Annotated in this window: 33 protein-coding genes; 30 read left to right on the plus strand and 3 right to left on the minus strand. The window is 66.1% G+C overall.

The features are described from left to right. The 26 genes from VFW45_03635 to VFW45_03760 all read left to right on the plus strand — a co-directional run. On the plus strand, window positions 1-218 hold a 218-nt coding region (locus VFW45_03635; protein HEU5179858.1), incomplete at its 5' end, for an SRPBCC family protein. Window positions 219-340: 122 nt separating this feature from the next. Beyond that, entirely contained in the window at window positions 341-802 is a 462-nt protein-coding gene (locus tag VFW45_03640; protein ID HEU5179859.1) for a DUF6010 family protein, read from the plus strand. A 69-nt stretch (window positions 803-871) separates the two neighbouring features. Beyond that, a complete protein-coding gene (locus VFW45_03645; GenBank protein ID HEU5179860.1) occupies window positions 872-1267 on the plus strand; it encodes a DUF1801 domain-containing protein in 396 nt (131 codons plus the stop codon). 67 nt (window positions 1268-1334) lie between these two features. After that, window positions 1335-1859, plus strand: coding sequence for a DUF1801 domain-containing protein (locus VFW45_03650; GenBank protein HEU5179861.1), 525 nt, complete (start codon window positions 1335-1337; stop codon window positions 1857-1859). Between the two features lie 162 nt (window positions 1860-2021). Further along, entirely contained in the window at window positions 2022-2651 is a 630-nt protein-coding gene (locus VFW45_03655; protein HEU5179862.1) for a carbonic anhydrase, read from the plus strand. Next, window positions 2651-3178 (plus strand): hypothetical protein, encoded by a 528-nt coding sequence (locus VFW45_03660; GenBank protein ID HEU5179863.1) that lies wholly within the window; start codon window positions 2651-2653, stop codon window positions 3176-3178. Before VFW45_03655 ends, VFW45_03660 begins: the two co-directional genes overlap by 1 nt. Window positions 3179-3558: 380 nt before the next feature. Further along, window positions 3559-3969: a VOC family protein gene (locus VFW45_03665; GenBank protein HEU5179864.1), complete on the plus strand. Its 411-nt coding sequence runs from the start codon at window positions 3559-3561 to the stop codon at window positions 3967-3969. Between the two features lie 268 nt (window positions 3970-4237). Continuing rightward, a complete protein-coding gene (locus tag VFW45_03670; GenBank protein ID HEU5179865.1) occupies window positions 4238-4594 on the plus strand; it encodes a nuclear transport factor 2 family protein in 357 nt (118 codons plus the stop codon). Window positions 4595-4642: 48 nt separating this feature from the next. Then, on the plus strand, window positions 4643-5251 hold the full coding sequence (locus VFW45_03675) for a glutathione S-transferase family protein (protein HEU5179866.1): 609 nt from the start codon (window positions 4643-4645) through the stop codon (window positions 5249-5251). A gap of 60 nt (window positions 5252-5311) precedes the next feature. Beyond that, complete coding sequence (locus tag VFW45_03680) at window positions 5312-5776, plus strand: hypothetical protein (GenBank protein HEU5179867.1); 465 nt, start codon at window positions 5312-5314, stop codon at window positions 5774-5776. After that, window positions 5776-6546: an RDD family protein gene (locus VFW45_03685; GenBank protein ID HEU5179868.1), complete on the plus strand. Its 771-nt coding sequence runs from the start codon at window positions 5776-5778 to the stop codon at window positions 6544-6546. The genes VFW45_03680 and VFW45_03685 overlap by 1 nt, the downstream gene beginning before the upstream one ends. A 7-nt stretch (window positions 6547-6553) precedes the next feature. Next, the gene (locus VFW45_03690; protein HEU5179869.1) at window positions 6554-7255 is read left to right on the plus strand and encodes an alpha/beta hydrolase; all 702 of its coding nucleotides are present in this window, start codon (window positions 6554-6556) and stop codon (window positions 7253-7255) included. A 23-nt stretch (window positions 7256-7278) separates the two neighbouring features. Then, entirely contained in the window at window positions 7279-7701 is a 423-nt protein-coding gene (locus VFW45_03695; GenBank protein HEU5179870.1) for a hypothetical protein, read from the plus strand. Beyond that, complete coding sequence (locus tag VFW45_03700) at window positions 7698-8528, plus strand: aminoglycoside phosphotransferase family protein (protein ID HEU5179871.1); 831 nt, start codon at window positions 7698-7700, stop codon at window positions 8526-8528. Before VFW45_03695 ends, VFW45_03700 begins: the two co-directional genes overlap by 4 nt. Next, on the plus strand, window positions 8525-9031 hold the full coding sequence (locus VFW45_03705) for an arsinothricin resistance N-acetyltransferase ArsN1 family B (GenBank protein ID HEU5179872.1): 507 nt from the start codon (window positions 8525-8527) through the stop codon (window positions 9029-9031). The genes VFW45_03700 and VFW45_03705 overlap by 4 nt, the downstream gene beginning before the upstream one ends. Before the next feature lie 67 nt (window positions 9032-9098). Next, complete coding sequence (locus tag VFW45_03710) at window positions 9099-9506, plus strand: VOC family protein (GenBank protein ID HEU5179873.1); 408 nt, start codon at window positions 9099-9101, stop codon at window positions 9504-9506. Between the two features lie 107 nt (window positions 9507-9613). Further along, complete coding sequence (locus tag VFW45_03715) at window positions 9614-10072, plus strand: SRPBCC family protein (GenBank protein HEU5179874.1); 459 nt, start codon at window positions 9614-9616, stop codon at window positions 10070-10072. Between the two features lie 202 nt (window positions 10073-10274). After that, window positions 10275-10880: an alpha-ketoglutarate-dependent dioxygenase AlkB gene (locus VFW45_03720; GenBank protein HEU5179875.1), complete on the plus strand. Its 606-nt coding sequence runs from the start codon at window positions 10275-10277 to the stop codon at window positions 10878-10880. Between the two features lie 76 nt (window positions 10881-10956). Continuing rightward, window positions 10957-11478 (plus strand): DUF4386 family protein, encoded by a 522-nt coding sequence (locus tag VFW45_03725; GenBank protein ID HEU5179876.1) that lies wholly within the window; start codon window positions 10957-10959, stop codon window positions 11476-11478. 29 nt (window positions 11479-11507) lie between these two features. Beyond that, complete coding sequence (locus VFW45_03730; protein ID HEU5179877.1) at window positions 11508-11933, plus strand: nuclear transport factor 2 family protein; 426 nt, start codon at window positions 11508-11510, stop codon at window positions 11931-11933. A gap of 3 nt (window positions 11934-11936) precedes the next feature. Next, window positions 11937-12446 (plus strand): helix-turn-helix transcriptional regulator, encoded by a 510-nt coding sequence (locus VFW45_03735; GenBank protein HEU5179878.1) that lies wholly within the window; start codon window positions 11937-11939, stop codon window positions 12444-12446. A gap of 85 nt (window positions 12447-12531) precedes the next feature. Beyond that, window positions 12532-13038 (plus strand): hypothetical protein, encoded by a 507-nt coding sequence (locus tag VFW45_03740; GenBank protein ID HEU5179879.1) that lies wholly within the window; start codon window positions 12532-12534, stop codon window positions 13036-13038. 70 nt (window positions 13039-13108) lie between these two features. Then, the gene (locus VFW45_03745; protein HEU5179880.1) at window positions 13109-13699 is read left to right on the plus strand and encodes an isoprenylcysteine carboxylmethyltransferase family protein; all 591 of its coding nucleotides are present in this window, start codon (window positions 13109-13111) and stop codon (window positions 13697-13699) included. 41 nt (window positions 13700-13740) lie between these two features. Continuing rightward, on the plus strand, window positions 13741-14166 hold the full coding sequence (locus VFW45_03750; GenBank protein ID HEU5179881.1) for a GNAT family N-acetyltransferase: 426 nt from the start codon (window positions 13741-13743) through the stop codon (window positions 14164-14166). Beyond that, complete coding sequence (locus VFW45_03755; GenBank protein HEU5179882.1) at window positions 14163-15260, plus strand: tetratricopeptide repeat protein; 1098 nt, start codon at window positions 14163-14165, stop codon at window positions 15258-15260. The genes VFW45_03750 and VFW45_03755 overlap by 4 nt, the downstream gene beginning before the upstream one ends. A gap of 60 nt (window positions 15261-15320) precedes the next feature. Beyond that, the gene (locus VFW45_03760) at window positions 15321-15977 is read left to right on the plus strand and encodes a hypothetical protein (GenBank protein HEU5179883.1); all 657 of its coding nucleotides are present in this window, start codon (window positions 15321-15323) and stop codon (window positions 15975-15977) included. Here VFW45_03760 and VFW45_03765 read toward each other — a convergent pair. From VFW45_03765 to VFW45_03775, 3 genes are read right to left on the minus strand one after another with little or no spacing between them, the layout of a single operon-like run. Further along, complete coding sequence (locus VFW45_03765) at window positions 15974-17248, minus strand: MFS transporter (GenBank protein ID HEU5179884.1); 1275 nt, start codon at window positions 17246-17248, stop codon at window positions 15974-15976. The two genes, VFW45_03760 and VFW45_03765, sit on opposite strands and share 4 nt — an antisense overlap. Before the next feature lie 38 nt (window positions 17249-17286). Beyond that, a complete protein-coding gene (locus tag VFW45_03770) occupies window positions 17287-19794 on the minus strand; it encodes a zinc-dependent metalloprotease (protein HEU5179885.1) in 2508 nt (835 codons plus the stop codon). Next, window positions 19791-20465, minus strand: a complete 675-nt coding sequence (locus tag VFW45_03775) for a DNA-3-methyladenine glycosylase (GenBank protein ID HEU5179886.1) — start codon at window positions 20463-20465, stop codon at window positions 19791-19793. Before VFW45_03775 ends, VFW45_03770 begins: the two co-directional genes overlap by 4 nt. A 228-nt stretch (window positions 20466-20693) precedes the next feature. Between VFW45_03775 and VFW45_03780 the strand changes: the two genes are divergently transcribed. From VFW45_03780 to VFW45_03795, 4 genes are all read left to right on the plus strand, one after another. Next, entirely contained in the window at window positions 20694-21053 is a 360-nt protein-coding gene (locus VFW45_03780; protein HEU5179887.1) for a gamma-glutamylcyclotransferase family protein, read from the plus strand. Window positions 21054-21084: 31 nt separating this feature from the next. Beyond that, the gene (locus VFW45_03785) at window positions 21085-21546 is read left to right on the plus strand and encodes an NUDIX domain-containing protein (protein HEU5179888.1); all 462 of its coding nucleotides are present in this window, start codon (window positions 21085-21087) and stop codon (window positions 21544-21546) included. 37 nt (window positions 21547-21583) lie between these two features. Continuing rightward, window positions 21584-21949 (plus strand): cupin domain-containing protein, encoded by a 366-nt coding sequence (locus VFW45_03790; GenBank protein ID HEU5179889.1) that lies wholly within the window; start codon window positions 21584-21586, stop codon window positions 21947-21949. Between the two features lie 154 nt (window positions 21950-22103). Next, on the plus strand, window positions 22104-22728 hold a 625-nt coding region (locus VFW45_03795; GenBank protein HEU5179890.1), incomplete at its 3' end, for a YhjD/YihY/BrkB family envelope integrity protein.

The raw sequence follows: 22728 nt of genomic DNA on the forward strand, positions 1-22728 counted from the left end.
TTCCCGATTCCAAGGTTCGAATCAAGCATGTCAACCTGCCGCACTTCGAGATGTCCATCACGCTCGAACCGATCGCGACGGGGACTCTCGTCTCCTGGGTCGGTGTCTTCGAGAACCGTGAGTTTGCCGAGAAGATGCGCCGGTTCCTCGAGACGGCGAATGAGCAGAACCTGGACCGCCTGGCTCGCGAGGTCGCGGGCACGCAGCCAGGCGCCTAGACTGCCGATGGTGGTACGCTTCACAGCGAACCTGTGCCATCTCGAGGGTTGGCCCGGCGATCGCGGCGGAACGATCCGGGCGAGTCGCGGGAAGAGTCTCGGCAGGACTTCATGGGGGAGCGATGGCGCTGTCCGCAATCGTGGCATGGTACATCGGCATCGGGCTGCTGGCGGCCGCAGGAGCCGTCACTCTTTCGAGCAAGCTGCTCAGCGCGAAGGGCGAGCAGATCTTCTTTGGTCTGTTCCTCGTTCCAATCGCCGGCATGTATCTGACGTTCACGACCTACTTTGCCAGCACGGATGCGTGGCGGCTGGAAACCGTCGCCGTGGTCGTGTTTGCGGTTCTCGGCGTTCTGGGGAGCCGCGTAGCCTTCTTGCTGGTGCTGGGATACGCGCTCCACGGCGGGTGGGATCTCCTGCACGAGAGCTGTGCTCACACGGGAGTCTGCTTCGGCACGAGGAGCTGGAGCGAGATTCCTCTGGCATACGGGTTCTTCTGTGCGACCTTCGATTGGTGCATGGCCGGGTACTTCTTCACCCGTCGCCGGCAATGGAGCGCGGCATGGAGAGGACAGGCACGTTGAGCGGGATTGGACACCGGCCGGCCCTTGTCGCCATTTATCAAACCTCAACACCAAGGAAGAGAAGCGGGCATGAAGAAGAGCGGGTCGCAGAAGGGCGATTCTCCTTCCCGGCTGATTGACGCGAGAATCAGGGAGCTGGACGACTGGCGCGGCGAGATGCTCGGGCGGCTCCGTGCCCTGGTCAAAGAAGCCGATCCCGAGGTTGTCGAGGAGTGGAAGTGGGAGGTTCCGGTCTGGTCTCACGACGGAATCATCTGCACGGGAGAAGTCTACAAGAAGGCCGTGAAGATGACTTTCGCCAAGGGGGCGTCACTGAAGGACCCTTCTCGCCTCTTCAACTCCAGCCTCGAGGGGAACACGAGGCGCGCCATCGATTTCCACGAGGGGGAGAAGATCGACGAGAAGGCCTTGAAGACCCTCATTCGGGCTGCCGTGACCCTGAACGAGGCGACCTCCCGAAAATAGTCGCGCAGATGGGACCTGAGATACGACCGTTTCGAGCTTGAATCACCGCCGTCCGGGAGTGAGCGGGATGGCTGCGAAGAGATCCAGAAAGCCGGCGAGCCCCAGGAAGAAAGCAACCGGAAAGGCCGATGCAAAGACGGCCAAAGGGCGAAAAGCCGTCCCGAAGCGGTGGTCCGGCAAAGGCACGAAGCCGGCCCTTCTCGCGGGCGGCAATCCCCAGATCGCGATGGGCGACGGCGACGCTCCCGTGCAGGCCTTTATCGCCGCCATGCCGGGATGGAAGCGTGAGGTCGGCCGCCGGCTCGATGCCCTGATCGCGCGCAACGTCCCCGGCGTGCGCAAGGCGGTCAAATGGAACTCGCCCTTCTACGGCATCGCGGGCCAGGGCTGGTTCCTCAGCTTTCATTGCTTCACGAGGTACGTCAAAGTCGCTTTCTTCAGCGGCGCATCACTGAGTCCTCCCCCTCCCGGCAAGTCTAGGCACGAGGAGGTGCGCTACCTCGACGTTCTCGAGAAAGATTCGCTCGACGAATCTCAATTCACCGACTGGGTGAAGCAGGCGTCCCGGCTGCCCGGCTGGGGCAAGGCCTGACAAGAGTGAGATGCGATGAACGGTCAATCCGGCTCAAGCGGTTTCCAATGAGCATTCGCCATGACCGAGCGCACACTCGATAACCCGGTATGATGTGCACGAGACAAGTACGCCGCTGGCCGTGAATCGCTCCGTCAACCGGACCCTGGGACGATCCTCGCCATGACCCATCCTGCCCTCGATGCTCTGGCCCGGCTCCGGGAAGGAAACCGCCGCTTCGTCGAGAACCAGTCGTCGGCCGCGTCCGATTTGAGCACCGCACGCCGGGTCGCCCTGATCCAGAAGCAGGAGCCGTTCGCCATCGTCCTGGGCTGCTCCGACTCCCGCGTTCCCGCGGAGCTGGTCTTTGACCAGGGACTCGGCGACCTGTTCGTCATCCGCGTGGCGGGGAACATCGTCGCGCCGTCGCAGATCGGCAGCGTCGAGTTCGCCGCGTCACGCTTCGGGACGCGGCTGGTGGTCGTGATGGGGCATTCCCAGTGCGGCGCGGTGCAGGCGACCGTGGAGGAGCTGCTGGGCAGGATGACGACCCAATCACGAAACCTTCGGTCGATTGTCAACCGCGTCCGTCCCTCGGTGGAGTCGTTGATCGGTGGACTTCTGCCGCTCGACGTCGAGGCGCTGATGCGCGACGCGGTTCGCGCCAACGTCAAGGCTTCGGCAAGCCAGCTGCGTCACGGATCGGACCTGCTCGAAGAATTGATCCGGAGGGAAGGGCTTCTCGTGGTGGGGGCGGAATACTCCCTGGAAACGGGAGTCGTGACCTTCTTCGACGGCGTCCCGGAAGAATGATGCGCGAGGAATCGAGCTGGCTCTTTCTCGAGCAGTTCCTGGCGGGAGAGGTGTCGGCCGCCGACTTGGAGGCGTGGTTTCGGAGCACGCCGGGACTCGAGGCCGCCCTGGGGAGCCGGGCCTACCAGGATCTCAAGTCTTTCGACTCACGGCAGCCCCAGCCAGGGGAGGAGCTGGTGAAGCTCGTCCGGTCCATCTATGAGTATGCGCGGCCGGGCAGGCTGGCGCGCGACCGTGCTTTTCGAATCGCCCGTGGGCTGGTCAACGGCAACGTTCCCATCCATGACGGGGTGCGGGCGCTCGCGGCGCTTTGCATGGATGGATACGATTGGGTCCCCGGCATGTTCGTCCGCATGCACTGGGAATTCGACAAGATTCCCAAACCGGAACAATACGATCAGTGGGAGCCGGGTGCTCTGGCCGCGAGGCTCGACGAGAGCCGGCAGATGACCCGGCAGCATCGCCCGGCGATTCTCGATGCGGCGCGCGAGATCATCTCCGCGTATCACAGGGACTATGGCAGCTGACACGGCCTACCCGCCGGCGCGGGACGCTCGGGCATGGCGGAGCAGAGGCCGGCGTCCGGCAGCGAGGTGGCATAATGCCCTTCAAATCCAAGGCCCAGCGGCGCAAGTTCGCACAGCTCCTGGTCGAGGGCAAGATCACGCCCGAGACCTTCGAGGAATGGAATCGCGAGACCGGGGGCGCGAAGCTCCCGGAGCATGTTCGCCCCAAGACGAAGAAGACAGGCCCGGCGCGGAAGCGTCGAGCCAAGAGGAACGGACGGAAACCCGCTGCAAAGCGGATGCGGCGGCCGACATCCACGCGAAAGAAGCGCAAGTGACGAGGTCATTCAAGGGGGAGCAAGGATGAATGAAGATTCCCCGACCGGGCTTTCGGAGGTCTGATGTCCGCCTATCAAAGCGCCGTTCCCGTCCTGCAGGTCGCAAACGTCGAGGCCAGCGTGCGGTGGTACATCGACGTGCTCGGCTTCGTCCCGCAAACGTTTCCGCAAAACCCTCCCTTCTCCTTCGCCATGCTGCGCCGGGACGGCGCGGAGATCATGCTGCAGTGCGGGGAGCGAGGGAAAGACGGCGGGCCCGATCCCGAGTTTCTGTGGTCGGTTTATCTCAGGATCGGCGACGCGGCGGTGCTCGAGGTCGCGGCCGCCGCCGGCACGAAGACGCAATTGCTGCGCGGGCCGGAGCGGATGTTCTACGGCCTCGTCGAGTTCGAGATCTGCGATCCCGACGGGTATCGGATATGTGTCGGCGGTGAAGCCCCTCCAGGTGCGAACGTCAAGATGCACCAGGAGTAGTGCGCTCCCCGGCGGCCAGGCGGGCTCGCGCGAGATGAAGAAAAACGACAGGACCGCAGTGCCGCCTCTGCTCGCCAGGCTCCGGAAGCTGTGTCTCTCGTTGGTCGGCTGGTCGCTCCGCGCCCGGCCAGGAAACCCGCAGGACGGCGGGCAGGATCCGAAACAGCCCGGAAGCGCCGGCACGGCGGGAAAGACCGCGTGAGATGACGCAATCGTGACATGCCGAGTCCCCGGAAATGGCCAGTAATAATGATAGGGAGGGCCGGTGGTGACACGCGAGAGCGCGCAGCAGTTGGCGCAGGAGTGGATCGCCGCATGGAATGCTCATGATCTCGAGCGGATCCTGGAGCACTACGAAGAAGGCGTGGAGCTGATCTCGCCCGTGGCCGCGAAGCTGCTGACGAGGAAGGATGGAAAGGTAAGCGGCAAATCCGATTTGCGCAGCTATTTCCGGAGAGGCCTGGAGGCCTATCCGGGACTCCGGTTCAAGCTGCTGGAAGTTTTTTGCGGTGTCAGCAGTGTCGTCCTGAATTACGAGAACCAGAGAGGAACGCACACGGCCGAATACATGGAGATTTCGCCGGATGGCAAGGTATCGCGCGTCGTGGCGAACTACAGAGACTGATCGACTCCAGGGTTGCCTCTTGAGAAGCAGAGCGGGCGAGGGTGCCTGATGCTCAGACTCTATTACCATCCGGTATCCACCTTTTCGCAGCGTGTGCGAATCGCGCTGGTCGAGAAGCAGATCCCCGCCGAGCTGGTCGAGGTCGATCTCTTCGCCAAGGCCCAGCACCGCCCTGAATACCTGGCCCGAAATCCCTATGGCCGGGTGCCGGCCATCGAGGAGGACGGCTTGGTGCTGTACGAGTCGACGGCCATCCTGGAGTATCTCGAAGCGACGCGGCCTGCGCCGCCGCTGCTGCCGGCCGATGAGCGGCAGCGGGCGATTGTGCGCATGCACGTCAGGCTGTGCGATCTGGAGCTGGCCGAGCCGGCGCGAAGAATCCTGGTGCCCAAGCGCTTCTTGCCGGAAGCGATGTGGCGCCTGGACAAGATGACCGAGGCCAGGGCGCGGATCCAGAAGCACTTCACCATCGTGGAAGGACAGCTGGGCGGCAGGGAATACCTGGTTGGCAGCCAGCTCAGCCTGGCCGACGTCTGCTACGCGCCGTTCCTGCAGTTCGTCCCGATCCTGGAGGTGGAGCTGGGCCCGCAGACCGCCGCGTGGGCCGCCGGCATCCTGGCGCGGCCGAGCGTGCAAGAGACCCGTCCCGCCCGGTGAGGCACGAGGCTGAGCCATGAAGGTGCGCATGAGAAGCCGCGGCGCACCTGGAGGTCAGAGATGAGCGAGGATGAAATCCGGCAGACGATTGTCGACCAGGAACATCTCAAGCTGCTCTCCATTGGATACCTGATCTCGGGTTGTCTCGACGCCTTCTTCTCGCTGCTGGGCCTGTTCTACATTTTCATGGGCGTATTCCTCTCCAGGGTCATCGCCCGCGCCGGCGCCGCGAACATGCAGGGTCCGCCGCCCGAATTCGTGGCCTGGATCTTCGGGTTCCTCGGGGTGGCCATACTCCTGATCATGATGGCGTCCTTCGTGCTCAAGGTCCTCGTGTACCAGCGTCTGAGGCAGCGCCGATCGCGCATTTTCTGCATGGTGGTCGCGGGTCTCACCTGCATCTGGATCCCGTTCGGCACGCTGCTGGGCGTGCTCACCTTCCTGGTGCTGGCCCGGTCGTCGGTCATCCGGCTCTTCGAGGAGACGGACGCCGCCGGGCAAGGAGATTCCGGGGTGGGTGCGTGATGCCCGAACAACCGGTCGAGCTGAATCTCAGGCTGGCAACCCTCTCCGACGAGGCGCTGCTTCAGGTCGCCACGGTCGATCGGGAGAAGTACACTCCGGAATCGGTGTCCCGGGTGACCGAAGAGCTCCGGCGGCGGGGGGTCACCGAGGTAACGCCTGAGCTCTACGAGCGGGTGCGGGCCGGGGCCCGGGCAACGAACGAGCCGATGTATGGCGGATTCTGGCGTCGGCTGGCGTCACTTTTTCTCGACCTCCTGGTGCTTTCACCCTTCGTGCTCATGGCTCTTTGGGTCGATTCCTTCAGCCGCTTTTCGCAGGCCTGCACGCTGTTGCCGAACCTGGGATTCTCTATCTTCTATCACGTGGGCCTCGTGCAGCGCTTCGGGGGAACCCCTGGAAAGCTCCTGATGCGGCTGAACATCACGAAGCTGGATGGCACTCCGGTCGGTTGGCGTGAGGCGTGGCTGCGTTTTCTTCCGGACCTGATCTTCAGCCTGTCGATTGGCTTGTCGATGTCGTACGCTTCCTTCAGGATGACCGAAGCAGATCAGGCCCTGGCGTTCGTGGCGCGCACTCAGCGCCGCGCGGCCCTGGCGCCAGGGTTCGCGACGATTCAGCTCGTGAACAATCTCTGGGTATGGAGCGAGTTCCTCGTCCTGCTCACCAACAGGAAGCGGCGCGCGCTTCACGACTTTCTCGCCGGCACGGTGGTCGTTCGCAGGCCATCGGCGCCGCGGGACCTGGAGACAGAGCTCTCCACGGTTTCCTGAGGCAACGATGGCGACGTTCTGCCTCATCCACGGGAGCGGGCAGGGGCCCGAGGGGTGGAAGCTGCTGGCGCAGGAGCTCGAGGGGCGCGGACATCGCGTATTGACGCCTGCGTTCGACATCCAACGGACCGACGAGGGAGCCGCCTGGCATGCCGACTGGCTCGTCGAATCCATGACCGCCTCACAGACGAAGCCGTCGGAGACGATCTGCGTCGCGCATTCGGCGAGCGGGATTTACCTGCCACTGATCGCCGAGGGCTTCCGGCCGCGCCGCATGGTCTTCCTGGCGGCGCTCATCCCGCGCCCGGGTCGCAGCGTTCTCGAGCTGGTCCGCGACGATCCGTCGATGTTCAACCCGGGATGGGTCGGACGCAGCCCCAACGAAGATGGCGTGGCCAGAGAGTTCGTGTTTCACGACTGCCCGCCGGAGCGTATCGAGTGGGCCATGTCGACGCGCATTCTCTTCTATGCGACGCGGGCGCTGGGGGAGCCATGCCCGCTGAAGGCCTGGCCGACCGTCCCGGCGTCCTATATCGCCTGCGCCGATGACCGGACCATCGCGCCGGCGTGGCAGTGCCGCGCGGCCCGGGAATGGCTCGGCGTCGAGCCGGTGGTGCTTCCCGGCGGACATTGCCCGCACGTCAGCCGTCCTGGTGCGCTGGCGGACGCACTCGAGCGGGTCGCAGATGCGTCGGGAGCTCGAGGATGAAGGACCGTTGGAGTGCGAGGCGCATGCGAATCTGCCTGGCTGTGATGGCCCTTGTGGCGGCGGAGGGCTGCAGCCGGTCGCCTCTGCTGGTGGAGGGGCCGGTGGATCTCGGCCCCTCGCCGATTGTCACCCGATTCGAGCGGCCGATGCGCGTTTCTGGAGCGCGATGGGAGATCTGCTTCGAGTTCGACCGCCCGGGAGACAGCCATGATGCCGAAGCGATCGATGCCGTGCTTCTCGCTGACTCGGGACAGCGGCATCCGCTGGTCGACTCCGAGCTGGATCGTCGCGGCGAGGCGACCGTCTGCCGGATCGGCAGAATCGACGCATGGGAGCCGGGTGGACGGATCGAGCCTGAAGAGAAGGAGCTGCGGTTCGTGGCGGTCGAGCTGTCCTCCGCAAAGTGGCTGCGGCTGCGCCAGATTCGCGGTGGCAGCGCGTCGTGACGGAGCGGCCGGCCGCGCGCAGGCATGCCGCCTGGCTCGACCAGCTTCCGTCGGTCGTCCAAGAGCTGCAGCGCCGCTGGTTATTGACCCTCGAGCCCGCGTGGAGCAGGGGCGAGGACGGCGCCGCCTGGGTCGCGCCGGCCCACCGGGACGGCGTGCGCATGGTGCTGAAAATCGGCATGCCGCACATGGAAGCCGACCACGAGATCGAGGGGCTGCGGTTCTGGAAAGGCGATCCGACGGTGCGCCTGCTCGAGGCCGATGCCGGCCTTCACGCGCTGCTCCTCGAGCGCTGCGAGCCGGGCGCTCCGTTGCGCGACCTGCCGGAAGCTGAGCAGGACGTCATCCTTGCCGGGCTACTGCGCCGTCTCTGGCGGAAGCCGTCCGTGCCGCACCCGTTCCGTACGCTTTCGACGATGCTGCAGTCCTGGGGGGATGAAACACTCGCCGCCAGAGCACAATGGCTGGATTCGGGCCTCTTGCTGGCCGGATTGAGGCTGTTCGAAAAGCTGGCACGGCCGTCTCCGGACGATGTGCTGCTGGCCACCGACCTTCATGCGGGCAACGTCCTGCGGGCGCAGCGCGAGCCCTGGCTGGCGATCGACCCCAAGCCCTTCGTCGGCGATCGCGCCTATGACGCCACGCAGCATCTCCTCAACTGCCGGGCGCGGCTGGCGGCGGACCCTGTGGCCACGATCCGACGCTTTGCCGACCTGCTCGACGTCGACGCGGAGCGCGTTCGCCTGTGGACCTTCGCGCGGATGGCGTCGGAGCCGCGCGATTCATGGACCGACGAGGACCTCGCGCTGACGCGGTCGCTGGCATGAGCGGCGCACCGGCGAGAGGAGCGATCCGATCGTGCAGGCCGAGCGACGCGGCGAGAGTCTGCGACATCTACAATCATTTCGTGCGCGAGACGGTCGTCACGTTCGAGGAGGCGCCGGTCGCGGAGCGCGACATGGTGCAGCGCATCGAGACGACCGTGACGCGCCTGCCGTGGCTCGTGTGGGAGCAGGACGGCGCGCTTGCGGGCTATGCCTGCGCCACGCCCTGGAAGAGCCGGTCGGCCTACCGTTTTGCGGTGGAGAGCACGGTCTACGTCTCGCAGGCCTTCGCGCGACAAGGGATCGGCTCCCGTCTGTACGGTGCGCTCATCGACGAGCTGCGCGCCCGCGACATCCACTGCGCCGTCGGCGGCATCGCCCTGCCAAACCCGGCGAGCATCGCCCTGCACGAGAAGCTGGGATTCGTGAAGATCGCGGAATTCAAGGAGATCGGCTACAAGCTCGGACGCTGGGTGGACGTCGGATATTGGGAGCTGCTGCTATGATCATTGTGGGTGAGATGCGAGCTCTCGCCTGGCGGCAGATGAAGCGGCGGCTCGAGTGGAGGGCCTCTTGAGCGACTTGACCGCGCCCCGTTGGAGCGTCGCTCCCTTTTTTATCGTGGACGACGTGGTCGCCACCGCCAACCATTACCGGGACAAGCTGGGCTTTCACTACGATCGCTTCTGGAGCGATCCTCCCGCTTTCTGCATGGTGAAGCGCAACGGCGTGGTTCTCATGTTGGCGCAGCTGGAGGGGAAAGGGCTCATGCGTCCGAATCGGATGGTCGACCCGGAGGGGGGAGCCTGGGACGCCTACCTCTGGATCGAAGACGCGGACGGACTGTTCGCCGAACTCAAGTCTCGGGGGGCGACCATCGTCCGCGAGCCCTGCGACCAGATCTACGGCTGCCGCGACTTCGAGGTCGAGGATTGCAACGGCTACCGTCTATGCTTCGGACAGGACATCCAAAACCGCTGACTCCCGTGCCCGCGCGAGGCGCCTGCGCAGTTCTCGCGCTCCTGACGGTCGCCTGGCGATAGGCGGAGCCATCACACGGCACGTCCACCAGGCGGAGGGCGTCTTCGATGCGATCCCTCGAAGCCACGATCGAGATCCATGCGAGCCCGGTCGCCGTGTTCGATCTGATCCACGATTACGGGCGCCGGCTGGAGTGGGATCCTTTCCTCCGGGAGGCGCGCCTCCTCGACGGCGCCGAGGCGGCCATTGGTGTCACGGCCCGTTGCACGGCGCGCGGCGGCTTCGGCGGGTTGTCGATGGATACCGTCTACGTGTCGTTCGATCGCCCGCGCGTCGCGGCGGTCAAGATGACGCGCGGCACGGCGCTGCTGGAGAGCTTCGCGGCGACGCTGCGTCAGGACGAGCTGGACCCGGGGCGCACGCGCGTCACCTACCGCTTCAACTTCGCCACGCGGCCGCGCTGGCTCAGGCCGCTTCTCGAGCCGATCGCCGGGGCCCTCTTCATGCGCGAAACCCGCCGGAGGCTTGCGGCCCTGAAGCGCCACCTGGAGCAATCCCGCCCGTAGATCGGAGCGTTCAGCTGCGGCCGCGCCGGCCACCAGCTCGGAAATATTGATTACTGCCCACTACCGACCCCAAGAGATATTGCCGCAGGCGCGAGCCGTCAGCTGTAAGGCGCAGTTTAGAAGTCGGCGAATAACCTCTTATTGATTCGGCCGGCGTCCCGCCGCAAACTCATCTTGCAGGAAAGGAGCGCCTGGAGCGATCATGCCGAGCCCCGCGAGGAGAAACACCGTCCGGCTGGCGATGGCGCCGGAAGGATGGGTCTATCGGCCCGACCTGATCGGGCCCGAGGAGGAGCTCGACCTCATCCGGCGCATCGAGCCGCTGCCCCTCGAGGAATTCGAGTTCCGCGGCCATCTCGGCCGGCGGCGCACCGTCTCCTTCGGCTGGCGCTACGATTTCAGCGGGCGCGGCCTGCAGCCGGCCGACGAGCTTCCCGATTTCCTGCGCGAGCTGCGCCACAAGGCCGCCGCCTTCGCGCAGCTGAGAGAGGAAGACCTGACACAGACGACGATCATCGAGTACATGCCCGGCGCGGCCATCGGTTGGCATCGTGACCGGCCGGTCTTCGGAGACGTGGTCGGCTTCTCGCTCCTCTCGGAATGCGTTTTCCGCTTCCGCCGGAAAAGCGGCCCCGGGTGGGAGCGCTATTCGATGACCCCCGGGCCGCGATCCGCCTACCTGCTGCGCGGCCCGGCACGGACCGAGTGGGAGCACAGCATCCCCGGCGTGGCCGCGCTGCGCTACGCGATTACCTTCCGCAGCCTTCGTCCCGATCCGGCGGAGCGATCGAGACCACGAAGGCGCTGAGCATGAGCGTGCTATCCTAGGCGCGGCTTCGGCATTCCGGCACGTCCCATCTCAAAGCCTTTCCTGGAGAGCGGACATGACGCGCAGGAATAACTCCCGGGTCGCGGGCTTCACCTTCCTCCTCTACATCGTCGCAGGCATCTCCTCGATGGCCCTCAAGAATCGCGATCCCGACAATGGCCTGCTCGTACTGCTTACCCTGCTGACCTCCTTGTGCGCCTTGACACTGGGCGTGACGCTGTACGCCCTGACGCGCTCGCAGGATCCCGACCTGGCGCTGCTGGCCCTGACCTGCCGGATCATCGAAGCGATCCCCGGCGAGGACGGTGCGATCTTCTTCTCCGTAGGGAGCACGATCTTCGCATGGCTCCTCCTGCGCGGCCGGATGGTGCCGGGGGTTCTCGGGTGGCTCGGAGTGCTCGCCTCGGTGCTGCTGGTCGTGGTGCTGCCGCTGCAGCGGGCCGGAGCGATGGGTGGTCCGGGCAGCTGGGCCTCCATGCTCACCTGGGGGATCTGGTTTCCGATGCTGATCTTCGAGATCTGGCTCGCCATCTACCTGATCGTGCGGGGGGCCGCCGAGCCCGGCCCGGCGGCCTGAGGACGGGGCACGGAAAGCGAGAGGGCATCATGAGCGAGATCGATCCCGGATCTCTCGCGGCGGAGCTGGACGAGCTGCACCGGCAGGCGAAGGAGAGCTTCCGGCAGCGCGACGTGGCGGGCACCATGGGGATCTTTGCGCGCGATCTGAGATACCGGCAGGCGAACGGGTCGGTCATAAGCTGGGACGATCTGGCGCGCGACGTGGCGGCGCAGCTGGCAAAAGTGGAATCGGCGGCAAGCGACTACACGCGGGAGTCGCTGCAAGTGGATGGAGAGCGCGCCATCGAGGTCCTCGAACAGCGGGCGTCGGTGACGATGCGGCGGTTCCTCATCTTTCAGAGCGTCCTGCGGGTCGAGCGGCGCGGGCGGTACCTGTGGACCAGGACTCCCGGGGGCTGGAGGATCCGGGAAGTGGAGATTCTCCACGAGCAGGTCCTGAGCGGAAAGGAGTGAGCCGTGCCCGAAGAGCGCGAGCAGGCGGAGGCGATGCTGGAGGGGGACGGCAGCGACTGGCCGCCGGTTGCCGACAGGGTGCGGCAGGCGCGGGAGCGGGTTGGACTGTCCGTGGCCGAGGTGATGGATCGGCTCGGGATGTCGGGGACCGAATACCAGGACGTCGAGTGGCATGACGACGAGGTCTTCACGAGCCTCTCGGTGAAAGAGATCGCGGCGCTCGCCGGAATCCTGAAGATGACGGTCTCGGAGATGCTGTTCGGCTCGCGGGCGACAGGGCTCGCCCCGCCCGTCTCCTACGCGGAGATTGCCCGGCGCCTCGAGGAGCTGGCACGCTCCGAGAAAACCACCCTGGACGAGCTGGGGAATCGAATCGGCTGGGATCTGGATCCGATCGTCCGGAACCCGGAGGCGCTGGGAGATCTCAACATCCCGGGGCTGCACGACATCTGCAAACCCCTCGGTCTCGACTGGCTGTCGATTCTCGAGCTGCCGGGCGGGAAAACCGGTTGATCCGTTGATTACGAAGCATGACTGCGGCGCGTGGGCCGGGGCGCCTGAGTCCAAACCTTCAAGCACTTGTTCTGGGAGTCAGAAGATGCGCAAGGTAGTCCTGGCGGTGGCGGCGGGCGTTGTCCTGGCGGGCACGGCCCTGGTTGCTTTGACGGGTGTGGCATTGCCGGCGGAGACGGGCAAAGGGGCTCCGGTGGACGTGGGACCGGGGCGCGTCGCCTGGTTCGACATCACCACCACGAACCTGCCGAAATCGGCGAAATTCTACGGCGAGCTGTTCAAGTGGGACCTCACGCCGCTCAAGGGAACCGACCAGGCGATGGAGATTGTCTCGGGAGGCACGTCGATCGGGACGATCCGCGTCGCGGAGGGGACGATCAGCTCGTTCAACGGCGTGGTCTACATCCAGGTGCCGGACATCCAGATCAGCTGCAAGAACGCCAAGATGCTGGGAGGCAACATCCCGGAGGGCTTTCCCTTCAACCTGCCGGACGGCAAAGGCTCGGTGGCGGTGGTGATCGATCCCGCCGGTCATCCGATCGGACTGTATTCCAAGACGCTGCTTCCACCGGCTCCTTCGGCGGCGAAATAGTCCAGCGCTTCCCCGGGAAGGGATGAAACCTCGGGGTCCCGGCGACGTTATAAAGCATCGGGGACTCTCCATGACACCCTTGCCGTTCGCCTGGCCAACCTGGATGGTCTACTGGGCCGTCTATGTCTGGGTCTACTTTCCGGAATCGAGGGTCATCCGCAAGTCGCGGCAAAGCGGTCCCCGGCCGGTGGAGGACCGCGGCTCGCTGCGCATCCTTCTCCTCAGCTTCAGCGCCGCGGTCTTCGGAGCGTTCCTCCTCGCCTTCGCGGCACCCTGGGCGGCGCTGCCGGGCCACCCTCTCTTCTGGTTCGTCACGGGGCTGGTCCTGCTGATCGCCGGCAGCCTCCTGCGCCGCCACTGCTTCAAGGTCCTCGGCAAGTTCTTCACCGGCGCCGTCACCATCCAGAGCGATCATCGCGTCATCGAGGAGGGGGCCTACCGGTGGGTGCGCCACCCCTCCTACAGCGCGGCGCTGCTGATCGTCCTGGGGACGACCCTGCCGCTCGGTAACTGGCTGAGCGTCGCCTTCGCGTTCGTCCTGGCCCTTTTCGGCTACACCTACCGCGCGCGTGTCGAGGAGCAGGCGCTGCTGGCGGCGCTCGGGGATCCCTATGCCCGCTTCATGGAATCGCGCCGGCGCTTCATCCCGTACGTCTACTGAGAGGCGGCGCTTCCGGACCGTCGGGCAAGATGGGAGACTGCATGGAATGGATTCAGGGAGAATACACCCTGACCGACGATCCGGGCCGCGCCGACATCGAGGCGATCCACGGGCTGCTCGAGAAGACCTACTGGGCCGCGGGACGCTCGCGCGAGCTGGTCGCGTTGAGCGTCGGCAGCTCGCTCTGCTTTTCCCTGTTCCATGACGGCTCTCAGGTCGGCGTGGCGCGCGTCCTGACCGATGTGGGGGCGACCAGCTACCTGTGCGATGTGGTGATCGATCCCGGACACCGCGACGCCGGGCTCGGCAGCTGGCTGATGCAGGTCATCCTGGAGCACCCGTCGGTGCGGCGGACGCGGATGCTCCTGATCACGCGCGACGCGCAGCCTTTCTATCGCCGCCTCGGCTTCGCAACCCATCCGTACGAGTGCATGGTGCGCTCTCCTGCCGGAGGAGGCTCGCAATGAAGCGCCGAGTGCTGTTGGCGGCGATGGTCCTGGCCTGTATGGCGACCGGTCCGGTCCTGGCGCAGGAGGATCCGCGCGCGCTGGTCGAAGCGGCCCGTTGGAAGAAGGCGCGCGCGCTTCTGGAGCCGAAGGTGAAGGCCAATCCGTCGGACGCCGAAGCGGCGGCATTGCTGTCGCAGGTGCGGCTGGCCTACGGCGACGGGGACGGGGCCATCAGCCTGGCCGAGACGGCGCTGAAGCTGGACGGAAACAATGCGGCCTATCACTGGCAGCTCGCGAAGGCCTGCGGCGAGCAGGCCCGCAAGGCCGGCATGTTCAAGGGGCTCAGCCTGGTGAAGCGCTTCCGCTCCGAAGCCGACGCGACCCTCGCGCTCGATCCGAAGCATATCGAGGCTCGCATGTACTTGATCTCGTTCTACGCCGGCGCGCCGGGAATCGCGGGAGGCGACAAGAAGAAGGCGGAGCAGGTGGCGCAGGACGTGGCGAAGATCGATCCGGCCTGGGGACACCTGGCGCATGCCCGGCTGGTGGAGGAGACGGCGGAGCCGAAGGACAACCAGGCGGTCGCCGAGCGCGAGGCAAGCTACAAGAAAGGGCTGGAGGCGGCGAAGACGCCCGAGGCACGCTACGCGGCGCTCTCCGGGCTGGTCAACCTCTACCTGTCGCCGGCCCTGGAGAATTTCGATCGGGCGGCCGTGATCGCGCGCGATATGGCCGCCATCGACCCGCCGCGCGTCGAGCCCCACCTGGTGCTGGCGATTGCCTACGCCTCGGGAGGCAAGCTGGCGGAGCTGGACACAGCGCTCGCCGAATCCGAAAAGGTGGTGCCGGACAGCCTGGGGGCCTACTACCAGGCCGGCAGAGTCCTGTTCGTTCGAGGAACCGATTATGCGCGGGCTGAAAAGTACTTCCGCAAGTTCCTGACGCAGGAGCCCGGGCCCGGCCCCTCGCTGGCGCATGCCCACTGGCGGCTCGGCATGGTCCTGGACAAGCTGGACCGGAAAAAGGAGGCGATCGCCGAGATGGAGCAGGCGCTGCGCCTGAAGCCCGATCTCGAGGAGGCCAAGAAGGAGCTGAAGCGCCTCAAGGGCTGAGACCACGTCCTGTGCTATCTTCGTGGAACCATCCAATTCGGCCCTCTCACTGGAGATTGCATGCGCCCTTCCCTCTCGGCCGCGCTCTCGTTGTCGTTTCTCCTGCTGTCCACCACGGTCACGGTGCTTGCGCAAACCGAAATCGGCCCGGCGCCTCGTCCTGGAACCGGCCCGGGACAGCGCATCCTGCCGCCGGGGGTCCCACCGCCACCCACCGTTCAAAGCATCGCCTTCGGCAAGCACAAGATCATGCTTGGCATGCCTCAGGATGAGGTTCTCAGGCTCGTCGGCGAGAGCTACCGCGTCGAGCCTGAGAAAAAGGATGTCTGGTGGGTGAACGAGAATTCAGGCGGGACCATCGGCCGCCTCTACTTCCGGGACCAGAAGCTGGACCAGGTCTACCGGGATTGGGAGATCATGGAGCCGGAGGCCGGCCCGGCTTTCGACACGATGAGAACGGCGCTTGCCGCCTTTGCGCAGATGATCCCGGGGGATCCGCGCGACTGCAAGGTGTACTCCTATCCGCCCCCCGCCGAGATGGTCGCGGTGGTGGTCGAGTGCGGGAAGATGCTCGTGCAGCTCCACATCGACTCCACTCCGGGCGAGCCCAACCGGGTCTTCATCTACACGAACCTCGGCTCGCACGTGGACGAGACTGGCCCGCGCCAGGGCGCGGCGGAGAGACCCGCGCCCCTGCCGGTGGAAAAACAGAACTAGCGGGTTGGTGTGGCCGGCATTCCGAGGTCCTTGCCGCGCAAGGCGAACCAGAGGGTTCCCGCGGCGCCGAAGGCGAAAGCGGTCAGGAGATTCGCCCGGGGTGAGATCGACCAGAGCAGCGCTCCGCCGAAAGCGGCAACCGAGACGATGAGGTCGCGCACCAGGTAATAGAGCCCGAACGTCCCCGCCTTTCTCCCTTCCGGCGACAGCTCCAGGATCAAGGCCTTGCGGGTCGGCTCGCCGAACTCCTTCAATCCGCGCAGTACGAAGGCCGCGGCCAGCGCCTCGAAGCTGCGCGAGACGAGCAACGCCAGCGGGAAAAGCGTGAAGAAGACGAAGGTGAGCACGACGAACGGCTTCTTGTGGGATCGGTCGGCGAAGAAGGCCACCGGCAGGTAGACGAGCGCGGCGGTGGTCATCTCGATCGTCCGCAGGATGCCAAACTGCAAGGCGCTCACCGGTCCGCCATGGCCCGGGCCTGCTCCCTGCGCGGCTCCGACCGCCCAGATCACCACGAAGGCATAGGGAATCTGCTCGCAGAAGCGGACGAGGATGTCGGCGGTGAGCAGGCTCCTCAGGTCGGGGCTCATCTCCTTCCACAGACGGAAAGGATTGCGCTCGGCCGCCGCATGCTTTCCATCCCGAGCCTTCGAATCGTCTTCGATCAGCAGCTGCTGGAAGATGGCCGCGACGATCGCCATCGCCAGCGCGGCGACGAAGGAGAGGCGGATGCCGCGCTCGACGCCCCACCAGCCGATGAACAGCCCGCCCAGGATCGGTCCCAGCGCCATCGGCACCCGGCGCACCAACGAGTGCATCGACACTCCCATCGTCCGCTTGTGGGCCGGCAGCGCCTTCGCGACGAGCCCCATCGTCGCCGGCAGCGAGATGGCGGACCAGGAGAGGAACAGCGCGGCGCCGCCGAGGACCGCCGGCCAGGCCGGCACCAGAATGACGACGAGAAAGCCGGCCATGCTGAGGAGGTTGAACAGGAGCAGCGCGCGCTTCGTTCCGAGACGATCGCTCAGGTAGCCGCCGGGGAAGGCGTAGAGCGCGCCGAGGAGATTGTCCATTCCATTCAGGAAGCCGACCGAAAGGAAGCCGCCGCCGAGCGCCATGAGATAAAGCGGCAGGAACTGCTCCGCCATGTTCTCGCCCATCCCGACCAGGACGGCCATCCCCAGCATCCCGACGATGCTGCGGCGCAGCCCGAGCGCCCGCGTCAAGCGGCCCAGCCGCGAGGATGGGGTCGATTCGATCGAGATGCTCACGCCCGCGCCTCTCGGAAGCCTCGATGAAAGCGGCGAGATTACTGCGACGGTTGTCCGATGGGTGGACCCGGCGGCGCGGTGGAAGGAAGCGGCCGGGGCGCATTGTGGGTCGGATCAGCCAGGAACAGGCGGATCTCGCGATCCAGGCGACGTGCCATGGCGCTCTGCCCGGTGGCCACTCGACGGCGTACTTCCTCAACGCCTGCCAGCGCCGCGGATTGCACTTCGGGAGTTGCCGCCGCGTCGGCCATCAGGAGCATCAGCCGCTGGGCGATCTCGGTCTGCACGACCTCCGCCAGATCGCCGCCCGCTGCCTTGCCCGCCGGGGCAAAGGCGGTGCTCACCATCGACGAGATGACATCGCGCGGCGAGAGACCGCCTGTCTTTTGATGCGCCAGGACCGCCAGCCGCTGCATGCGCTGCGGGTCGAGCAGGCCGCCGGCGACAATACCAGCCACCGCGCGCGCGCCATCCTGTGGGCTGAAGAGATAGCCGGCGGTGGAACCGAAGCGCTCCCGGTCGACCGTGTCGGCCTCCGGAGGCGCCAGCATCTTCCACAGGCCCGAGGCGATTTCGAGCTCTTCCGGCTGCAAGGCGCGCAGCACCAGCCGCAGCGCTTCGCGCTGGGCCTGGGCCGGCCATGGCACCACCGGCTCCTGTCCGTCGCCGCGCAGCGACGGCGGAACGCGGGCGCCGCCGATGACGTTGATCGCCGCGGCGAGCGCATAGCGGTGGAACAGGTAGACCAGCGGGAAGCGCGAGGCCAGCTCCGAGACCGGCTCGCCGGGACGCAGCAGCTCCGGCGAATAGCGTTTCAGCAAAGCGTCGCGCACCGGCATCACCTCGGCCAGCCAGGCGACCGGGTCGGCGCCGTCGTCGTAAGCGTTCCAGCGCGGATCATCGCCGCTTCCCCACACGACACCCTGGGCCAGGTGTCGCCGCACGATCGCCTCCAGCCGCTGCTGCTCCTGCGCCGGTCGCGCGCCGGTCGCCCCTTCCGAGTAGCCCCACTCGATGGCGAAGCGATCGTAGCTGCCGACGCCCTGCATGTAGGCATCGGAGAGATCGGGCGACCCATCGGGTCGCAAGTGGACGCGCGGCGCGAAGTAATCCATCACCGAGCCCCGGCCGAAGGTGCTGGCGATGAAGTTGTGCTCCAGCCCCAGGACGTGCCCCATCTCGTGGCAGGTCAGCAGCGCAAGGCGGTTCAGCATCACCGCCTCGGCACCGGTGCGCGGGTCGATGCCGTCCAGGGCCGCGAAGGGATCGAAGGCGGGCTCCGTGAGATTGGCCGACGGGATCATCGCCTCCCAGAAATTCCCGACCGTGCGCATGCGGTGCGAGTCCAGCTGCACGACGGCGTGCAGAATCTCTCCGGTGCGTGGATCGACGTGCGTCATTCCCACCGACCAGCCGCGTCCCGAGCGATTGGTCCACTGGATCGTCGGGTAGCGCAGGTCCATGGGGCTTATCCCCGCGGGCAGGTCGTCGATCCGCAACGCGTTCTCGAAGCCGGCCTGCCGGAATGCGTCGTTCCACCAGAGCGCGCCGCGGCGCAGCGCGGAGCGCATCGGCTCCGGCACCGCCGGGTCGAGAAAGAAGACGATGGGCTTCACCGGCTCGCTGACCGGCGCCCGCGGATCCTTCTTCTGGAGCCGCCAGCGCTCGATGAAGCTGCGCGCCAGCGGGCGGTCGAAAGGCTGCGAGAAGTCCTGGAAAGGGGCGGGAATGAATCCGACGCGCGGATCCGACTCGCGCGGCTCGAAGCCGGGAGGCGGCAGCGCCACGAAGGAATGGTGCTGGCGCAGGCTCAGTGTACGGGAATCCGGCTGGTTGAGATCGGCCCCTCCTTCCGAAGCAAAAGTGAGCAGGGCCTCGATTTCGGTGTTCAGCGGGTAGCTGCCGGAATTCTCCATATCGACGACGCTGCGCGACTCGTCCAGATGCCAGCTGCCTTGCGAGGACTCCTGGCGGACCAGCCGGCCGTTCACCGCCTGGGTCGGGCTGCTCAGCTGCGACAGGAGGCTGGCCGCGTCGCGCAGGATCAGCGGGTTGGCGTTGACCAGCAGCGTGCCCGACTCTTCCGCTTCGATCGGCAGGGCAGCAAGCACCGAGATGGGGAAGCTCTTCTCCACCGACTGCTTCAATGCGTCGCTGCCGCCATCGGCACGGAAGGCCGGGTTCTCCTGGATCACAAGCAGGCGCGGGCCGGAGCGCTGCAGGCGGATGAGAGCGCCGGCCGTGAGGCTGCTGCGATCGGCGAACAGCCGGGTCGAGCCGACGCCGGTGCCGAAGCCGGTGAAATAGAGGAGCTCCTGCTCTCGGAGCCGCGGCGACAGCTCGAACAGCAGCATCCCTTTGCTCGAATCCCAGAAGATGGGAATGAAACCGTCGGAGCGCTTCAACCCGGCGGTGCGCCCGGCGAGCGTCGGTGGTCCCGCCGCTCCTGTCGCCTCCTTTTTCGATTCCTTCGCCTGGATCACCGGAACGAGGCCCGGCAAGACGAGGCACAGGAGAATCGCCGCGCAGAGGAACAAGGTCTTCATGACGCGCGCCTTGATGGCGCGCACGAGCGCCTGGGAGGGAGCGCGCGAGCGCCGCGGACGGCGGGCGGCAATGCGAGCTCCGATGCGGGAACGATCTGCCGGCCGTCCAGTCGGACCAGGAAGCGCCAGGGCTTCGATTTCCAGGGCTCGGGAACGGTGTTGAGACCGATGCGAGGGCCGGTCAGCACGCGCCGCCGGGCGATCGTGATCCCGGGCTCGATCCAGAGACCCGAGGCCTTGCGGGTCAGGTCGGCGCCATTCTCGGCGCGGCCAATCGCCAGCGCCTGGGTCAGCTTCGCGGGACCGTCGTAGCCGGGTCGACCGCGCCGCTGTGACATCAGATCGATTCCTTCATCGGGAACGATGGCCCGGATCAGCACGGCGGCGGGTGAGCCTACCTCATCGGTGACGGCATTCAGGAGCCAGTGCATGCCATAGGTGAAATAGACATAGGCGTGTCCCGGCGGTCCGTACATGATGGCGGTCCGGGCGGTGCGCCCCGCTTTCGCGTGGCATCCCAGGTCCTCCTCGCCGACGTAGGCTTCGGTCTCGGTGATGAAGCCGCTGAGCCGCATGCCGTCGTCAAGCCGGACCAGGCGCGCTCCGAGCAGCTCGCGCGCCACGATCAGCGCCGAGCGCCGGTAGAAATCACGGGGGAGCGGGATCGCCATGCGTCAAGCTCCTATCCAGCGACGGCCCGAGATCCTGAATTCGTCTGCCTTGCCGGCTTTGCGCCGGGCAGCATATAGTTCCGGCAATTCTTCACTCCACGAGACGAGTGGCCGATGCGCCTCTTGCGGAGCTGCGGGTCGAAGCTCTCGAATCATGGCGTATCGACGCCCGGCGGTGCGGTGAATCGTGCTGGACGGGAGATTCTAACCGACTCGAAAGATGGCCGCATGAGCTCTCCGGATGCCCGCAACGAAGCGCTGTTCTCCTACGGGACCCTGCAACGGGAACCGATACAGCTCGCCACCTTCGGCCGGAAGCTGGAAGGGAGACCCGACGTCCTGAACGGCTATCGCCTGGGCCAGGTCGAAATCCAGGATCACGAGGTGATCGCGGCGAGCGGCGAGACGCATTACCGCAACCTGGAGCCGACGGGGGCCGTCTCCGATTGCGTGGAAGGGACGGTCTTCATGCTGACCTTTCGGGAGCTGGAGCGCTCCGATGAGTACGAGGCGGAGGCCGATTACCGTCGCATCCGGGTGGAGCTGAAATCGGGTATTACGGCCTGGGTCTATCTGCATCGCACGTAACGTTCGGACAAGCCGACGGCGACGGGAAGACATGGCGAAAGACATGGTCAGCGCCGGATTGCTTCTCTACCGGCGCAAGGCAGGCGGGTTCGAGGTGCTGCTGGCCCATCCCGGCGGCCCGTTCTGGGCGCGCCGTGACGAAGGGGCCTGGACGCTCCCGAAGGGGCTGGTGAACGACGGCGAGGATCCGCTGGCCGCGGCATGCCGCGAGCTCGAGGAGGAAACGGGGCTTCGTCCCGCCGGACCCTTCCTGTCCCTGGGCGAGATCCGGCAGAAAGCGGGCAAGCGCGTCTTTGCCTGGGCCTGCGAAGGCGACGCCGATCCAGCGCAGCTCAAGAGCAACCTGACGCGGTCGGAGTGGCCGCGCGGCTCCGGGCGATGGCTCACCTTTCCCGAGGTCGATCGCTGCGATTGGTTCGCGCCGGAGGCGGCGCGGAGGAAGCTCAACCCGGCCCAGGCGTCGTTCATCGATCGTCTCGAAGCGCAGCTCTAGAAATGCCGACATCCAACCAAAGCGAGGTGAAGCCAGCATGCCGACATTGATTGCCGCGCCATCCATCATCCGGGCGGCCGGGAACAAACCGAAGGAAATCAGGGAATTCGCCGGGCGCGTGAACACCCGTCATGACGTGGTGAGCGTGGCACAGATGCGCTCGCCGCAGGGATGGGTGGAGCCCGGGCAGAGGCCGGAGTTCGAGGAGATCACCGTCGTCCTGCGCGGGATGCTGCGCGTCGAGCACGACGGGGGAGCACTCGAGGTGCGCGCGGGCCAGGGAGTCGTCACGCGGCCCGGAGAGTGGGTACGCTACAGCACCCCCGAGGCGGAAGGGGCGGAGTACATCGCCATCTGCCTGCCGGCCTTTTCGCCCGACACGGTGCACCGCGACGCCGAATGAGCCGGCGGCGCGCCGGCATGTGACGAGTCGCCAGCAATGGCTCTCGAAGGTTTCGGATTCGTGGCCGATTTTTTCCGTACCCAGTACGAAGTCCAGGGTATCGCCGCGCGAATGGAGTGGGGCTAGCTTGGCTAGCATGAGAGTAGTGTCTCCCATGAACCCTCCGGAGCGGCGCAGCCTGCCGCGTTGTCTCTGGGCGGCGCTGAAGACGGCGATCCCCGGATGGTGGAACGACAACGTGCCGAGGATGGGGGCGGCTCTGGCTTATTACACCCTTTTCTCTCTCGCCCCCGTTCTGATCATCGTCATCGCCGTGGCTGGCATGGTATTCGGCGAGGAAGCCGTGCGCGGTGAGGTGATGGGACAGGTCCAGGGGCTGTTGGGTCGGGAAGGGGCGCAGACGGTCCAGAGCATGCTCGAGTCGGCCTGGAGGTCGTCGCCGAGCCTGGTCGTCATGATCGGCGGCATCGTCACCTTCTTCCTGGGAGCGACGGGAGCGTTCCTGGAGCTGCAGGGCGCGCTGAACAGCATCTGGCGCGCCACCGCCAAGTCCTCCGGATCGCTGGCGCGCGATCTGATCCTTCCAAGGCTCATGTCGTTCGGGCTGGTCATGGGCTTTGCCTTCCTCCTGCTGACGGCGCTGGTGATCAGCGCCGCGCTGGAGGCGCTCTCCTCCTACATCGGCTCGCAATTCCCGGGAGCCTCGGTCTTCTGGCACATCCTCGACCTGGTCGTTTCCTTCGGCGTGATCACGGTGCTGTTTGCCCTGATGTACAAAC

Source organism: Candidatus Polarisedimenticolia bacterium, from assembly GCA_035764505.1.
Lineage (GTDB): Bacteria > Acidobacteriota > Polarisedimenticolia > Gp22-AA2 > AA152 > AA152.

What these genes read in the sequence shown, in the direction of transcription:
- VFW45_03640 (HEU5179859.1), top strand. Translation starts at nt 341, where the DNA reads ATGGCGCTGTCCGCAATCGTGGCATGGTACATCGGCATCGGGCTGCTG.
- VFW45_03645 (HEU5179860.1), top strand. Translation starts at nt 872, where the DNA reads ATGAAGAAGAGCGGGTCGCAGAAGGGCGATTCTCCTTCCCGGCTGATT.
- VFW45_03650 (HEU5179861.1), top strand. Translation starts at nt 1,335, where the DNA reads ATGGCTGCGAAGAGATCCAGAAAGCCGGCGAGCCCCAGGAAGAAAGCA.
- VFW45_03655 (HEU5179862.1), top strand. Translation starts at nt 2,022, where the DNA reads ATGACCCATCCTGCCCTCGATGCTCTGGCCCGGCTCCGGGAAGGAAAC.
- VFW45_03660 (HEU5179863.1), top strand. Translation starts at nt 2,651, where the DNA reads ATGCGCGAGGAATCGAGCTGGCTCTTTCTCGAGCAGTTCCTGGCGGGA.
- VFW45_03665 (HEU5179864.1), top strand. Translation starts at nt 3,559, where the DNA reads ATGTCCGCCTATCAAAGCGCCGTTCCCGTCCTGCAGGTCGCAAACGTC.
- VFW45_03675 (HEU5179866.1), top strand. Translation starts at nt 4,643, where the DNA reads ATGCTCAGACTCTATTACCATCCGGTATCCACCTTTTCGCAGCGTGTG.
- VFW45_03680 (HEU5179867.1), top strand. Translation starts at nt 5,312, where the DNA reads ATGAGCGAGGATGAAATCCGGCAGACGATTGTCGACCAGGAACATCTC.
- VFW45_03685 (HEU5179868.1), top strand. Translation starts at nt 5,776, where the DNA reads ATGCCCGAACAACCGGTCGAGCTGAATCTCAGGCTGGCAACCCTCTCC.
- VFW45_03690 (HEU5179869.1), top strand. Translation starts at nt 6,554, where the DNA reads ATGGCGACGTTCTGCCTCATCCACGGGAGCGGGCAGGGGCCCGAGGGG.
- VFW45_03695 (HEU5179870.1), top strand. Translation starts at nt 7,279, where the DNA reads ATGCGAATCTGCCTGGCTGTGATGGCCCTTGTGGCGGCGGAGGGCTGC.
- VFW45_03705 (HEU5179872.1), top strand. Translation starts at nt 8,525, where the DNA reads ATGAGCGGCGCACCGGCGAGAGGAGCGATCCGATCGTGCAGGCCGAGC.
- VFW45_03715 (HEU5179874.1), top strand. Translation starts at nt 9,614, where the DNA reads ATGCGATCCCTCGAAGCCACGATCGAGATCCATGCGAGCCCGGTCGCC.
- VFW45_03720 (HEU5179875.1), top strand. Translation starts at nt 10,275, where the DNA reads ATGCCGAGCCCCGCGAGGAGAAACACCGTCCGGCTGGCGATGGCGCCG.
- VFW45_03725 (HEU5179876.1), top strand. Translation starts at nt 10,957, where the DNA reads ATGACGCGCAGGAATAACTCCCGGGTCGCGGGCTTCACCTTCCTCCTC.
- VFW45_03730 (HEU5179877.1), top strand. Translation starts at nt 11,508, where the DNA reads ATGAGCGAGATCGATCCCGGATCTCTCGCGGCGGAGCTGGACGAGCTG.
- VFW45_03740 (HEU5179879.1), top strand. Translation starts at nt 12,532, where the DNA reads ATGCGCAAGGTAGTCCTGGCGGTGGCGGCGGGCGTTGTCCTGGCGGGC.
- VFW45_03745 (HEU5179880.1), top strand. Translation starts at nt 13,109, where the DNA reads ATGACACCCTTGCCGTTCGCCTGGCCAACCTGGATGGTCTACTGGGCC.
- VFW45_03750 (HEU5179881.1), top strand. Translation starts at nt 13,741, where the DNA reads ATGGAATGGATTCAGGGAGAATACACCCTGACCGACGATCCGGGCCGC.
- VFW45_03755 (HEU5179882.1), top strand. Translation starts at nt 14,163, where the DNA reads ATGAAGCGCCGAGTGCTGTTGGCGGCGATGGTCCTGGCCTGTATGGCG.
- VFW45_03760 (HEU5179883.1), top strand. Translation starts at nt 15,321, where the DNA reads ATGCGCCCTTCCCTCTCGGCCGCGCTCTCGTTGTCGTTTCTCCTGCTG.
- VFW45_03770 (HEU5179885.1), bottom strand. Translation starts at nt 19,794, where the DNA reads ATGAAGACCTTGTTCCTCTGCGCGGCGATTCTCCTGTGCCTCGTCTTG.
- VFW45_03775 (HEU5179886.1), bottom strand. Translation starts at nt 20,465, where the DNA reads ATGGCGATCCCGCTCCCCCGTGATTTCTACCGGCGCTCGGCGCTGATC.
- VFW45_03780 (HEU5179887.1), top strand. Translation starts at nt 20,694, where the DNA reads ATGAGCTCTCCGGATGCCCGCAACGAAGCGCTGTTCTCCTACGGGACC.
- VFW45_03785 (HEU5179888.1), top strand. Translation starts at nt 21,085, where the DNA reads ATGGCGAAAGACATGGTCAGCGCCGGATTGCTTCTCTACCGGCGCAAG.
- VFW45_03790 (HEU5179889.1), top strand. Translation starts at nt 21,584, where the DNA reads ATGCCGACATTGATTGCCGCGCCATCCATCATCCGGGCGGCCGGGAAC.